We start from the raw sequence: 13,703 nt of genomic DNA, 5'->3' as shown, positions 1-13,703 counted from the left end.
CTGCGCGGCGGGGTTTAGATCCGTGCCAATGCCTGTGCCAGATCCGCCCGCAGGTCTTCGACATCCTCGACACCGACCGACAAGCGCACCAGTCCATCACCGATGCCAAGTTGCGCGCGGGTTTCAGCAGGGATGCTGGCGTGGGTCATGATCGCCGGGTGTTCGATCAGGCTTTCCACGCCGCCCAGGCTCTCGGCCAGGGCGAAGATCTCCACGCTTTCGAGGAAGCGCTTGGCCCCGGCCAGGTCGCTTTTCAGGTCAACCGAAATCATCCCGCCGAAGCCACGCATCTGCCGACGCGCCAGTTCGTGCTGTGGGTGTGACGGCAGGCCCGGGTAGTAGACGCGCGCCACCTGTGGCTGACGCTCCAGCCAGGTCGCCAGGTCCAGGGCGTTGCTGCAATGGCGCTCCATGCGCAGCGACAGGGTCTTCACGCCGCGCAGGGTGAGGAAGGCGTCAAAGGGCCCGGCAATGGCACCCACCGAGTTTTGCAGGAAGCCCAGGCGTTCGGCGAGTTCGGGGTTTTGCCCGACCACCGCGATGCCGCCGATCACGTCGGAGTGGCCGTTGAGGTATTTGGTCGTGGAGTGCACCACGATGTCGAAGCCCAGCTCCAACGGACGCTGGATCCACGGACTGGCAAAGGTGTTGTCAGCGACGCAGATGATGCCGCGATCGCGACAGATGCGGGCGATGGCGGCAAGGTCGGTGAGGCTCAGCAGGGGATTGCTCGGCGTCTCGACCCAGACCATCCGCGTAGTGTCCTGCAGCGCCGCTTCGAAGGCGCCGAGGTCGGTCAGGTCGACGTAGCTGAAGCGATGCCCGGCGCTGCGTTGGCGAACCTTGTCGAACAGGCGGAAGGTGCCGCCGTACAGGTCATTGCCGGAGACCACATGGGTGCCGGCGTCGAGCAGTTCGAGCACGGTGGAAATCGCCGCCAGTCCGGAGGCAAAGGCGAAAGCCTGGGTACCGCCCTCAAGGTCGGCCACGCAGCGCTCCAGGGCAAAGCGTGTCGGGTTGTGCGAGCGACCGTAGTCGAAGCCCTTGTGCACCCCGGGGCTCTCTTGCAGATAGGTGGAGTTGGCGTAGATCGGCGGCATCAGCGCACCGGTGGTCGGGTCCGGCGACTGCCCGGCATGGATGACACGGGTAGCAAAGGCGCGGGGAGCGGCGGACTTGTCGTGCTGACTCATGCAAGGGATCTCCGTAAGTGATTGAGCAGGTCGACGCGGGTAATCAGGCCATGGAAGCCCGAGGCGTCGGCAATAATCGCCACCAGCCCGCGAGCCAGCTCGGCCTGCAGTTCAGCCAGGCTGGCGGTGGGGGCCAGGGTTTGCAGTTTGTTGGTCATAACGCTGGACACGCTCAGACGGAAGTGTGTCGCGTCGTCATGCATACCCAGCAGGATATCCGATTCGTCGATCACGCCCACCAGTTGTTGGCCGTCCACCAGCACCGGCAACTGCGACACGTCCGCCAGGCGCATGCGCTGGAAGGCGGTGAGCAGGGTATCGTCCGGACCGACGCTGATCACCCGGCCATCCTCGAAGCGCCGTGCGATCAGGTCGCGCAGATCGCCGTAGTGCTTGTACTTCAGCAAGCCCTGGTCGTTCATCCACTGGTCGTTGTAGACCTTGGACAGGTAACGGGTGCCGGTGTCGCAGACAAAGGTGACGACGCGCTTGGGTTCGGTTTGCTCGCGACAATAACGCAGCGCCGCGGCCAGCAAGGTGCCGGTCGAGGAGCCGCCGAGAATGCCTTCGGCGCGCAGCAGTTGGCGGGCATGGTCGAAGCTTTCTTCGTCGCTGATCGAATAGGCCTTGCGCACGCTGGACAGGTCGGCAATCGACGGGACGAAGTCTTCGCCGATGCCTTCCACGGCCCAGGAACCCGCGGTGCCGATGGTGCCGCTGCGGCTGTATTCGGCCATGACCGAGCCGACGGGATCGGCCAGGACCATGGCCAGGTCCGGTTGTACGCGTTGGAAGAAACGGGTCAGCCCGGTCAGGGTGCCGGCCGAGCCGACGCCGACGACGATGGCGTCCAAGTCGTGTTGGGTTTGTGCCCAGATCTCTGGCGCTGTACTGGTTTCATGGGCCAGCGGGTTGGCCGGGTTGTTGAATTGATCGGCGAAGAACGCGTCGGGAATATCCCGCGCCAGCCGCGCGGCGACGTCCTGGTAGTATTCGGGATGGCCCTTGCCGACATCGGAGCGGGTGATATGCACCTCGGCGCCCATGGCCTTGAGGTGCAGGACTTTTTCGGTGGACATCTTGTCGGGGACCACCAGCACGACCCGATAGCCCTTGGCCCGGCCGACCAGGGCCAGGCCGAGACCGGTGTTGCCGGCAGTCGCTTCGACGATGGTGCCGCCGGGACGCAGGCGCCCATCGCGCTCGGCCGCATCGATCATTGCCAGGCCGATACGATCCTTGATCGAGCCGCCAGGGTTCTGCGATTCAAGTTTGAGGAACAACGTGCACGGGCCGGTATCGAAGCGGCTGACGCGCACCAGCGGCGTATTGCCGATCAGTTCGAGTACGGCGGGGCGGGAGTTGTTCGGCATGTGTCACCTCGTTACGGGGGCGTTCGTATTGGATGGACAGCAGGCTGGGGCGGCTGGTCGCAGATAAATGTATCGCTTGGAACATAGGCCGGGATTGCCCCGGCCGCAACCTGGAGGCGGCCAATCATGGACAGACTGGTGACGGTGAATGTGTTCACCCGATCGGGTTGTTCAAGGTTTCATCGGGCCAGTGATACGCTCATTGGCCTCCCTGCGGCGTTGAGCGTGCCGCTGGTGATCAGCAGGCTCGGGGATGGCCGCTTTCAATGACGCCCACCTTGCTTGTTGGCCGCGGCCAGTTGCTGAAGCACGGCGATCTGTTCCATCGAGTCACTCTTGAGCGTCTTGACCTGGGCCAGCAATGCCGGATCCGGAGTGGGCTCGCGCGCGATCATCATTGAGCTCAGGCGACACATTTTTCGCATGTCGTCGAAGTAGCGCAGCATGGCTGACTTGACCACGATTTGCGGCGAATTGGCGGGTAGGCGGGCGTTGTCAACGGCGGTATACAGTTTGTTCCATTGCGGGACGACCTCTCGTGAGATGGCGATGGCTATCATCGCTCTTTTGCCTGGCGTATCCGTAGGTTGGCGCAGGAGCGCGGCCATCTCTTTCATGGTTTTTTGCTCGGTCGGCCCAAGGCTGAGAACCAGTGCCCTGAATTGAATCTCTTCACGGGCAGTCTCGCTGGAACGCGCCAACGGGTAAACCGATGCGATCAGGACGGCGAGTACCAGTGCACAGGAAAACAAGGTGCTTTCAAGCGCCACTTTTGTGCGAGCTGTCGGGTTGAGCGAGCTGGCCAGGGTCAAGCCAAGTAACACGCCGCCCAGCAAGCCGCCGAGATGGGCGCCATTGTCGATGCCCGGGTGGGTAAAACCGTAGAGCAGGTTGTACCCGATGAGTACCAGTATGGAGACGCGTTGCTGTACGGCAATCGACTTCGGTAACTCGTGGCGGTATTTCAGTACGAACACCAACAGTCCACCGAACACCCCGAAAATCGCCCCCGACGCCCCCGCACTGTTGATCATCGGATGCCATAGCAAACTGGCAATGCTGCCGGTGACACCGGCAAACAGATACAACATCAGGAATCGCCCGCTCCCGTACAGGCGTTCGGCCAGTCGGCCGATCTGGTACAGCGTGAACATGTTGAGCATCAGGTGGATCAGGCCGAAATGGACGAACACCGATGTGAGCAGGCGCCACCATTGCCCCGTCAGTGTGTCAGGGCCGAAGTTCGTGCCCCATTTGACGGTCATTGCCAAGTTCTGCGCCATGACACCAACACCACCCGCGCACATCGCGAGGTAAACCAGCACGTTGATCGCGATCAGCCCGTAGGTGGCCCATGTGATCGGTGCCAGTGTCCGGATCCGTTCGGAGTAGCTGGACAGGGCTATTTGCTCGGCCTCATGGGCAGGCGTTGCGTGTCCGGGGAGCCATTCGAGGATTTGTTGTGCTGCGTCGCGGCTGGATGCGATCAGGAAGACGTGTTGGATGCCGTCGGGCCCATGAATGTCGAAATAGACATACTTTCTGATGGTTTTGGCATCAAAGATCTGGCTGCGCGGGATGACCCGTTTCGTTTCGGTGGAACGTCGGAACAGCCTGCGACTCGACTTGATGAGTACGACTTCCTCATCGGTGATGCAAAGCTCTCCTTTCCTGAGCATGGAGCGCAGAACAGCACCGCGTTGCCCTCGCTTGGGCCTGACGGCGAACCGGGCCCTGAACGTTCCCATGAGCTTGCTGCCCGGAATATCCGGGAGTTCCGGGGGGAGGGTGAAGACCATTGTTGGCTCGATCCGCTCCATGTTCCTAACCCCGCTCACAAAGGTTGTAGGCCCCGGAGATGATTGCATTCACCGCCCTCCGAGCTTGTTCTTTTGCAAGGACTGGCGGGACACCGAAGTGGCTTGAATAGTAGGTCGCCAGCTCATAGGCCGCGTCACGAATTGACACCTGATGCCCTGCGATAAAGCTCGGTTTGTCGACGTTTTTCCCCGGTTCGCCATTGTTTTCGTTCTCGGCACGGGAGTTGGTATTGAGTGCTTGTGCCTCCCATGCTTCAGTGCGGTGTAAACGAAGGAGAAGCAGTGTTTTGTCAAAGTCACGTTCGAGGCTGAAGCGAATGGTGCCTGGACAGTTGGGTTGTACCGCAACCGCTGCTTTTGTCAGTTGATCCGCCTTCTGCAAGCGTGAGGTCATCGCTTCGCAGTCACTGCGGATCAGTCGACCGTCGATGGCTCCGGCGTAGACCGAGTCCAATACGTCGATCAATCCGGGCCGTCGTACAAACGCCGAACACGGCATCGTCAGCGCATAATCGCTGACCGATGCGACATTCAGAAACGTGGAGAAGTTTTTGTCCGATGACACCACGTCATGTGTGTCTTTGATATCGGACAAAGGCGTTGCCCATGGTTTGTCGTGAATCACTTCGAAAGCCGGAGCAATCAGTTTCTCCACCGCTGTCGCACGATCGGCGTCATTCTCGATGGTCGCGTAGCGATAGATGGCTTCGTACAACAGGGCGGATCCAGGGTTCTGTCGGGTAAGCTCTGCCAGTGCGACATCCGGTGCCTGGAAAAGCGCCGCAATGGCCAGTGTGTTCAGCCGCTCATCGTAGGTGCTGACAAGACACGCGTGCATATCGCCACTCGAACATTGCTTATCGCGGGTCTTTAGCCATTGTCGTTGCAGGGGTTGCTGCTGTGATAGACCCCGACCTGACGCGTCCGTACGGGACGCGGCAAACAGCACGGCCATTGTTCGATCCTGTGTGGATAGCCCTGGATCACTACAGATCAGCTTTTCGATGGCGTTATTCGCCGCCCTACATGAAAAGCTCGGGCCGGGCGTCGCTGGATTCTGTGCAGAATGCGCAATGGGCACTCCTAACGCCGCACTTAGCAGGGGTAGGCCGATAATCAGGCGTGCTATCCGGTTCGCGTATGCTGTAATCAGCAGTCCTTTTTTGCTTTTCAAAACGCGCTTCCTGTCGACTTATTGGTATACGGCAAAATGCTATCAGCAAGGCTCATCCCACATGATGAAAGATGACTGGACTTCATCCTCGAGGGCGGGTACCAAACAGGGACTGTCACCAGAGGAGTTTCAATGAAAGTCCATTTCGTCGTTCACGAAGCATTCGAGTCGCCGGGTGCCTACGAGGCCTGGGTTGAAGAACGTGGCTACGAGGCAAGCTACTCGCGGGTTTATGAGCGTCATGCTTTCCCGGACGTGGATAACATCGATCTGCTGGTGGTGCTGGGCGGTCCTCAGTCACCGGCCACCACCCGGGAAGAGTGTCCGCACTTCGACTCCGCCGCCGAATGTGCGTTGATCGCCAAAGCCGTTACGGCGCAAAAGGCCGTGGTGGGTGTCTGCCTCGGTGCCCAACTGCTTGGCGAGGCCCTGGGGGCCAGGTTCGGTCACAGCCCCGAGAAAGAGATCGGCAAGTACCCGATTACCCTGACCGAGGCGGGGAAGGGCAACGACAAGGTCGCTCATTTCGGCGATGCCCTGGAAGTCGGGCATTGGCACAACGATATGCCCGGTCTGACCGAGAACGCCAGGATCCTGGCCTATAGCGAAGGCTGTCCCCGGCAGATCATCGAGTACAGCCCGTTCGTATATGGCTTTCAATGCCATATGGAATTCACCCGCGATGTCGTGGAGCGGCTTATCGCCGCGTCCGAGAGCGAACTCGCGCAGGCCACTGGCCGCCGTTTCGTCCAGCAACCGGCAGCCCTTCGGGCCAATGATTATGGGCAAATGAACCAGAAGCTCTTTGGGTTTCTGGACAAACTGATGGCGCAGTACAGGCTGCGCCAAGACCATCCGAGGTAGAGGTGCTGTTTCCCCTGGGGATCAACCACCGGGGACTATGGCACTGGCCATCTGCTGGGGTTTGCAGTTGAGATAGGCCGAGGATTTCAGCCAGTGCTTGTCGGGGTACCAGACAAACATGAACTGGCCGTCCTTGAGTTTGTCGACCACCTGCCGCGCCACTTGCGGGCGGACGGCGGGGCAGCCCTGGCTGCGGCCGAGACGGCCTTCGCGCTTGCTCCACAGGGGGCTCACGTAGTCGGCTGCATGAATCACGATGTCACGGTCGCGGGCGCGGTCATTGAAACCGGGCTCCAGGCCGTCCATGCGCAGGGAATAACCATGGGTGCCCTCGTAACTTTCCTGGGTGCGGAACAGGCCCAGGCTGGATTGATAACTGCCCACCTGATTGGAAAATTGGGTGGCGAAGTTCTCTCCGGATTTTTGTCCATGGGCGACCAGGTCGCGCAGCACCAGGGTCTTCTTGCGCAGGTCGAAGATCCACAGGCGCCGCTTGGTCGAGGGTTGCGAGTAGTCGATCACCGCCAGGCGCTCGGATTGTTCGAGGCCGCTGTTGATGGCGCATTGCATGGCGCTCAGGGCGTTTTTCAGAACCAGGGGGTTGAGTTCCGGCGCGGCGTGGGCGAGTCTGCGGTACAGCGTCGGTTCATGGCCCTTGGCGGCCAGGGCAGAACTGCAGGGTGCAGCCAGGGTCAGAATAATCAGGCAGAGTCGGGAGCAAGAAGTCAGCATGTTGAAGAGTGCCTCGGCCGTCAATCCAGGCTCGCGCCTCCCAACGGTCTTCGGGCAGCGTGGTCACAGGCTGCCTGAAGGTTTTTCGCTTCTGTTGCAGCTGTGAACTATCAATGCGACGACCGTGGATTGGAGTCAAGCCGTTGTTCAAAAAACACGCATATTACTTGAGCATTTACCTGCTCGTGGCACCACTGGTCGCGACAGCAGAAGACCTGCTCACCGATCTGCCCATGCCTTTGCCGTCGTTCCTGACGCAGTTGTCGACCGAGTGCCCGGGCCTGGTCGCACAGTTGGACACGTCGGCACAGCAGCGTTTGCAGGCGTTTTACCAGTCTCAGAATGATGCGCCTGTCTGGTCCGTCAGCGGGCGTCTGTCGGCCTTGCAGGCGCAGTTGCCGTTGTTGGCCGATGACGGCCTGGACCCGGCGCGTTACCCGTTGCCCCAGGACACGGGAGCCGGCAACGCGCTGTGTACCGATGTCGAAATCAGCCGGCAGTATCTGCAAGCCTTGCAGGACCTGCGTTACGGTCGTTTGCAGCAGGCGCGCTTCGAGCCGCTCTGGCATGCACAGCCGTCGACCCGGGACGTCGACGCCGAGGTCCTGACGCTGGCGGCGACGGGGCTGCAGGATATGGCCCTGGCCTTTGATCAGGCGCGGCCGAATATCGAGTTGTACCGCAGCCTGCGGCGGGTCTACGCGGAGCAGCGTCTGCAGCCATTGGCCCATTGGCAAGCGATCGCGGGTGGAACCTTGCTGCGTCCCGGCATGGAGGACGCTCGGATACCCGCGCTGGCGCAGCGAATGCTCGCCGAGGGCTATCTGGAGAGCCTGCCCGGCGGTCCTGAAAAAACCTACGGCGAGGAACTGAGCAGCGCGGTCAAGCACTTCCAACTGAGCCATTCGCTACAGGGGGATGGGGTGATCGGGCCAGGCACCCTGACCGAGCTGAATATCAGCCCGGCACTACGGCGCGAGCAGCTGCGGATCAACCTTGAACGCTTTCGTTGGCTGGCACCGGATCTGGAGCCCGAGGGGGTGCTGGTCAATGTCGCGGCGGCCCGGTTGAGTGTCTATCACGACGGCGCGCCGGTGTGGCAGACACGCCTTCAGGTAGGACGTGCCGATCGGCAGACACCGCTATTGAAATCCCGGGTCACCCGGCTGACCCTGAACCCGACCTGGACCGTGCCGCCGACCATCATGCGTGAGGACAAGCTGCCGGCTATCCGTCAGGATCCGGCCTACCTGAGCCAGCAGAACCTGCAGATCCTGGACAGTGCAGGCAATCCCCTGGCAGCGGACGCCATCGACTGGGAGCGGCCCGGCAATATCATGCTGCGCCAGGAGGCCGGTCCACGGAACCCGCTGGGCAAGATCGTCCTGCGGTTCCCCAATCCCTTTTCGGTATACCTGCACGACACCCCCAGCCAGCCGCTGTTTGCCAAGGGGCCGCGGGCTTTCAGCTCGGGTTGTGTGCGGGTCGAGCAGCCGATGCACCTACGGGACCTGCTGCTGACCCCGGCCGAGCGTGCCCGGACCGAGGAGTTATTGGCCAGCGGCACCACCCATGAATTCAGACTGGTCGCGCCGGTGCCGATCCTGCTCGGTTATTGGACGGTGCAAGTCGCTGGTGACGGAACCTTGCTCTATGCCCCGGATATCTATGGGCATGATCCGGTACTGTTGAAGGCCTTGGGAGGTGCGTCGAGTCATTGAGTGCGGCGATTGAAAGCACAAGACTTCCAACTGAAAAACCGGATAATGGCGGCCAATTATTTGTCTCGTTATTTTGGTAATCCCGCATGGAAATCAAGGTCAATTTTCTCGACAACCTTCGGCTTGAAGCCAAATTCGATGACTTCACGGTGGTGGCCGATCAACCTATTCGCTATAAGGGCGATGGATCGGCCCCCGGCCCGTTCGATTATTTTCTGGCTTCGTCGGCGTTGTGTGCGGCTTACTTTGTGAAGTTGTACTGCGAAACCCGCAATATTCCCACCGACAATATCCGTCTTTCGCAGAACAATATTGTTGATCCGGAAAACCGCTACAACCAGATTTTCAAGATTCAGGTCGAGTTGCCGGCGGATATCTCCGCCAAGGACCGCCAGGGCATTTTGCGTTCCATCGACCGTTGCACGGTAAAGAAGGTCGTGCAAACCGGGCCTGAGTTTGTGATCGAGGAAGTGGAGAACCTGGATGCCGATGCCCAGGCATTGCTGATGCTCGGCCCGGTTTCGGACGCCGCTACCTATATTGCCGGCAAGGATCTGCCGCTGGAACAAACCATCGCCAATATGTCGGGCATTCTGGCCGGCCTGGGCATGAAGATTGAAATCGCTTCGTGGCGCAATATTGTTCCCAATGTGTGGTCGCTGCATATCCGCGATGCGCATTCGCCGATGTGTTTTACCAATGGCAAGGGCTCGACCAAGGAAGGCGCATTGGCCTCGGCGTTGGGCGAGTTTATCGAGCGACTGAATTGCAATTTCTTCTACAACGATCAGTTCTGGGGCGAAGACATCGCCAATGCGGCGTTTGTGCATTACCCGAACGAACGCTGGTTCAAGCCTGGCCGCAAGGATGAGCTGCCGGCTGAAATTCTCGACCAGCATTGCCTGGCGATCTACAACCCCGATGGCGAGTTGCGTGGCTCGCACCTGATCGATACCAACTCCGGCAATGAAGAGCGTGGTATCTGCTCGTTGCCGTATGTGCGTCAGTCGGATGGCGAGGTGGTGTATTTCCCGTCGAACCTGATCGAGAACCTGTTCCTCAGCAATGGCATGAGCGCCGGTAATACGCTGGCCGAAGCGCAGGTTCAGTGCCTGTCGGAAATCTTCGAGCGCGCGGTAAAACGCGAAATCCTCGAAGGTGAAATCGCACTGCCGGATGTGCCACAGGAAGTCCTGGCGAAATACCCCGGTATCCTGGCCGGTATCCAGGGTCTGGAAGAGCAGGGCTTTCCGGTGCTAGTGAAGGATGCGTCGCTGGGCGGGGAATTTCCGGTGATGTGTGTCACCCTGATGAACCCGCGTACTGGCGGTGTGTTTGCTTCGTTCGGGGCGCACCCAAGCCTTGAGGTGGCGCTGGAGCGCAGTCTCACGGAGCTGTTGCAGGGTCGCAGTTTTGAAGGTCTGAACGATCTGCCCCAGCCGACCTTTGAAAGTCACGCGGTGATGGAGCCGAACAACTTTGTGGAACACTTTATCGACTCCAGCGGCGTGGTGTCGTGGCGTTTCTTCAGTGCCAAGTCGGATTTCGAATTTGTTGAATGGGATTTCTCCGGCCAGGGTGAAAACTCCAATGCCGAGGAAGCCGCGACCTTGTTCGGTATTCTTGAAGACCTGGGCAAAGAGGTCTACATGGCCGTGTATGAGCATATCGGTGCAACGGCCTGCCGCATTCTGGTACCGGATTACTCGGAAATTTATCCGGTGGACGATCTGATCTGGGATAACACCAACAAGGCGCTGTTCTTCCGCGCCGATATCCTGAATCTGCACAGCCTCGACGATGCCGACCTTAAAGCCCTGGTCAAGCGTCTGGAAGAAAGCGAGCTGGACGACTACACCGATATCACCACCTTGATCGGCATCGAGTTTGACGACAATACGGCTTGGGGTCAGTTGACGATCCTGGAGTTGAAGCTGCTGATCTATCTCGCTTTGAAGCAATTTGACGAGGCGAAAGAGCTGGTGGAAACCTTCCTGCAGTTCAACGACAACACGGTCGAGCGCGGGTTGTTCTACCAGGCCTTGAATGTGGTGCTGGAGGTGCAGATGGACAACGAGCTGGAATTGAGCGATTACGAGGTCAATTTCCGCCGGATGTTTGGCAACCCGCGGATGGACGCCGTGATCGGTTCGGTCGAGGGCCGCGTGCGCTTCTTCGGCTTGACGCCTACCAGCATGAAGCTGGAGGGGCTTGATCGGCACCTGCGCCTGATCGACAGCTACAAAAAACTGCACGCGGCGCGGGCCAGGGTGACGGCGTTATCCAGCTGAAATAGTGCTGACAAAAAAGCACCTCAGGTGCTTTTTTTGCGGCCAGTCTCTAGAGCGAAAGGATGAATAGATATTCATCCTTCGTCTTGTCCATACCGAGTTCATGTTCAAGCAGAAACCCGCACCGGCTCAGTACTTTTTGTGAGCCAATATTGTTCTTGTAGACAATGGCCAGCAGTTGCGTAAGGTTCCAGTGCGTCTGTGCCTCCTGGATAAGATGCTGCAATGCCAGGGTGGCGAGTCCCTGCCCGCAAAAGCGTTGATCAATCCGATAACCGACTTCTGCACAACCCTCTGGTGAGTTGATGTTTTTCAAGTTGGCTCGACCGACTATTCCCTCACTGGCTTCTTCGATAACAAAGGGATGCCAGATACCGAGAGCAAAGTCGGACAAATAGCGCTCAATATGATCGGTAACCCCTTGCCGTGAGTAGAAGGAAGGGGCACGGGCGTCAATTTGAGATTCGAACCATTCACGGTTATGGGTTTCGAATCTCAGCAAGGCTTCAATATCCGTTTCTTCTAGCGTGCGAACACTGAATGTCTGCATTGGTTCGCGCCTCCTTGCTTGAATGCTCTTGGGCTTGGGTCTTCGCTTGCGAGTATTATCAGCCTCACTTGAGTAATCAACGCTTTTTTGTACAGCAATGCTCAGTTTGTGCCGCGCTTCAGCGGTCTTCGCATCGCCGCGAGTTGCGGCTGTTCGAAGCCTTTGAAATTCACAGCACGATCCTCGGCTGGGACCACAAGTGGAGCTTTATGGAGCACCATGACTTGCCTTTTCCATACAGTGGCCGCACTTTGATACTCACGTTGCCACAGGGATGCACTGGAGCTTTTTGTCCTGTAGCTGTCCTGCCAACCCAGTATCGAGTACGTATTGATGAGCTTCTCGGAAGACGATCGAAATGAGCTGCAATGTGCAAAGAACCTGCTGGAGAACCCCGGCTTCGTCGCCAAGCTGACGAATATTATCGGCATGCCCATCGAGGTCGCACTGGCGCAGTTACCCAAAAGCATCACCAAAAGAATTGCCGGTATCACTCAATCAGCACTGGTGAAGGCCCTCGATGCCGCGGTGTTTACCATGAAGGATATTCCGGGTGAGGGGCCTTCCAATCTCTGGCACAAGACCGGCATCGCCGTCAGCGGGGGCGTCGGCGGCTTTTTCGGTTTTGCCGGGCTCAGTGTCGAGTTGCCGCTCTCAACCTCAATCATGCTGCGCTCCATTGCCGATATCGCCAGGAGTCATGACGAGCGCATTGATACCGACGAGGCGAAACAAGCCTGCCTGGCGGTCTTTGCACTCGGCGGTCGATCAACCAAGGACGATGATTCGGAAACCGGCTATTACACCGTGCGGGCTGCGTTGGCGAAGTCCCTGTCGGATGGCTCGATACTCAAGCTGATCGCCACCATTGCCGAACGCTTCAGCATCCACGTGGGGGAGAAGGCCGCCGCGCAAGCCATACCGGCGATCGGCGCGGTGGGCGGCGCGCTGATCAACCTGGCCTTTATCAACCACTTCCAGGACATGGCGCGCGGGCATTTCATTATCAGAAAGCTGGAGCGGCGCTACGGACAAGAGGCGGTCCAACAGCTGTACCAGTCCCTTCCAGCGCGCGGATAGCCGATCACCCACGCATGTCTCGCGGACTGACGCCCAAACGCTGCCTGAACGCCGTGGCCATATGGGCCTGGGAGGCAAAACCGCAGGCCTGGGCGATGTCCGCCAGGCGCTCCGCCGGGTTGCGCAACAGGTCCCGGGCGCGGACCAGGCGTCGATCGATCAGGTAGCTGTGGGGGCTCTTGCCCGTGGCGTCCTTGAACGCCCGTATGAAGTAGCCTTCGGATAACCCCAGCACCGCCGCCATCGCCTGCACACTCAACGCCCCGTCGAGCCCGGCGTCAATGAACTCATCGAGCAGGCGCAACCGCTGGGTAGTCATCGAACCCCGCAGAGGTTCCGGCAACCGATCCTCTCCCGCCGCTCGTTGAACCAGGGCCAGTGCCCAGGCCTCCCAGTCGTCCTCCACCGAGGCCCGCAACAGCGCACTACGCATTCGTTGGGCGAGGGCAATGGCCTGCCGATCGATGCGATTGTTGAACGCATGGTCCCCCGCCAGCGGCGTGCCGTCGGTGCGAATCAGCCGCAGGTACTCACCGCCCTTGGGCGATTCGGAAAACACATCACACCCCGGTGGTATGAACGCCAGGCCGTTGGGCGTGGCGACAAATGGGCGGATCCGGTCGCTGCCAATCGCGTGCTGGCCGCGCTGGCTGTCGAAGGCAAAACCAATGGCGGCCTGGGTTGCGATATAGCGGGTTTCGTAGCTGGCCGCCGGTAGCAATTCGATCGCCCACGGCCCGGCCTCGGCCCGACGGACCGGTTCGCGCAGGGGCGGTGACGGCAAGCTGTTTCGGCGATTCATAGGCACCATCTTACTGAAGGGCACGCCTGAAGGTCAGGTCAATTTTCTGAAAGCCCGCAGCTTGTGCGTCTGCCTAGACTGGGCAAAACCTCAGAGAGAATAG

11 protein-coding genes and 1 pseudogene are annotated in these 13,703 nt (G+C 59.6%); 5 read left to right on the top strand and 7 right to left on the bottom strand.

Annotated features, from left to right (window positions below):
- Positions 1 to 14 precede the first annotated feature (14 nt).
- The 4 genes from HX830_RS04845 to HX830_RS04830 form a co-directional block, all read right to left on the bottom strand.
- Positions 15 to 1,193 carry a cystathionine gamma-synthase gene (locus HX830_RS04845; protein ID WP_177099137.1) on the bottom strand — a complete coding sequence of 393 codons (1,179 nt, stop codon included), beginning with the start codon at positions 1,191 to 1,193 and terminating at the stop codon, positions 15 to 17.
- Positions 1,190 to 2,566 carry a pyridoxal-phosphate dependent enzyme gene (locus tag HX830_RS04840; RefSeq protein ID WP_103498720.1) on the bottom strand — a complete coding sequence of 459 codons (1,377 nt, stop codon included), beginning with the start codon at positions 2,564 to 2,566 and terminating at the stop codon, positions 1,190 to 1,192. Before HX830_RS04840 ends, HX830_RS04845 begins: the two co-directional genes overlap by 4 nt.
- Positions 2,567 to 2,829: 263 nt before the next feature.
- Complete coding sequence (locus HX830_RS04835; protein WP_177099136.1) at positions 2,830 to 4,386, bottom strand: rhomboid family intramembrane serine protease; 1,557 nt, start codon at positions 4,384 to 4,386, stop codon at positions 2,830 to 2,832.
- A 4-nt stretch (positions 4,387 to 4,390) separates the two neighbouring features.
- Positions 4,391 to 5,560, bottom strand: coding sequence for a lysozyme inhibitor LprI family protein (locus HX830_RS04830; protein WP_177099135.1), 1,170 nt, complete (start codon positions 5,558 to 5,560; stop codon positions 4,391 to 4,393).
- Between the two features lie 132 nt (positions 5,561 to 5,692).
- Between HX830_RS04830 and HX830_RS04825 the strand changes: the two genes are divergently transcribed.
- On the top strand, positions 5,693 to 6,424 hold the full coding sequence (locus tag HX830_RS04825) for a type 1 glutamine amidotransferase (protein WP_177099134.1): 732 nt from the start codon (positions 5,693 to 5,695) through the stop codon (positions 6,422 to 6,424).
- Positions 6,425 to 6,445: 21 nt separating this feature from the next.
- Here the strand turns inward: HX830_RS04825 and HX830_RS04820 are convergent, their stop codons facing one another.
- Entirely contained in the window at positions 6,446 to 7,156 is a 711-nt protein-coding gene (locus tag HX830_RS04820) for a murein L,D-transpeptidase catalytic domain family protein (RefSeq protein WP_177099133.1), read from the bottom strand.
- Between the two features lie 143 nt (positions 7,157 to 7,299).
- Between HX830_RS04820 and HX830_RS04815 the strand changes: the two genes are divergently transcribed.
- Both HX830_RS04815 and HX830_RS04810 read left to right on the top strand, forming a co-directional pair.
- Entirely contained in the window at positions 7,300 to 8,877 is a 1,578-nt protein-coding gene (locus HX830_RS04815) for a L,D-transpeptidase family protein (RefSeq protein ID WP_152739654.1), read from the top strand.
- 86 nt (positions 8,878 to 8,963) lie between these two features.
- The gene (locus HX830_RS04810; RefSeq protein ID WP_177099132.1) at positions 8,964 to 11,168 is read left to right on the top strand and encodes an OsmC domain/YcaO domain-containing protein; all 2,205 of its coding nucleotides are present in this window, start codon (positions 8,964 to 8,966) and stop codon (positions 11,166 to 11,168) included.
- Between the two features lie 49 nt (positions 11,169 to 11,217).
- Here HX830_RS04810 and HX830_RS04805 read toward each other — a convergent pair whose 3' ends face one another.
- Positions 11,218 to 11,718, bottom strand: coding sequence for a GNAT family N-acetyltransferase (locus HX830_RS04805; RefSeq protein WP_177099131.1), 501 nt, complete (start codon positions 11,716 to 11,718; stop codon positions 11,218 to 11,220).
- 134 nt (positions 11,719 to 11,852) lie between these two features.
- Between HX830_RS04805 and HX830_RS32035 the strand changes: the two are divergent.
- Together HX830_RS32035 and HX830_RS04800 are read left to right on the top strand one after the other, a co-directional pair.
- Positions 11,853 to 11,939, top strand: a pseudogene (locus HX830_RS32035) (thioesterase); the annotation flags it as partial.
- A 112-nt stretch (positions 11,940 to 12,051) separates the two neighbouring features.
- Complete coding sequence (locus tag HX830_RS04800; protein WP_152739656.1) at positions 12,052 to 12,798, top strand: EcsC family protein; 747 nt, start codon at positions 12,052 to 12,054, stop codon at positions 12,796 to 12,798.
- A gap of 4 nt (positions 12,799 to 12,802) precedes the next feature.
- On the opposite strand, the gene HX830_RS04795 is transcribed toward HX830_RS04800, so the two are convergent.
- On the bottom strand, positions 12,803 to 13,609 hold the full coding sequence (locus HX830_RS04795; RefSeq protein ID WP_177099130.1) for a helix-turn-helix transcriptional regulator: 807 nt from the start codon (positions 13,607 to 13,609) through the stop codon (positions 12,803 to 12,805).
- Between the last annotated feature and the right edge of the window lie 94 nt (positions 13,610 to 13,703).

It is taken from the genome of Pseudomonas gingeri (genome assembly GCF_013385425.1).
Classification (GTDB): Bacteria; Pseudomonadota; Gammaproteobacteria; order Pseudomonadales; family Pseudomonadaceae; genus Aquipseudomonas; species Aquipseudomonas gingeri_D.
This window is presented reverse-complemented; position numbering and strand designations above follow the sequence as displayed.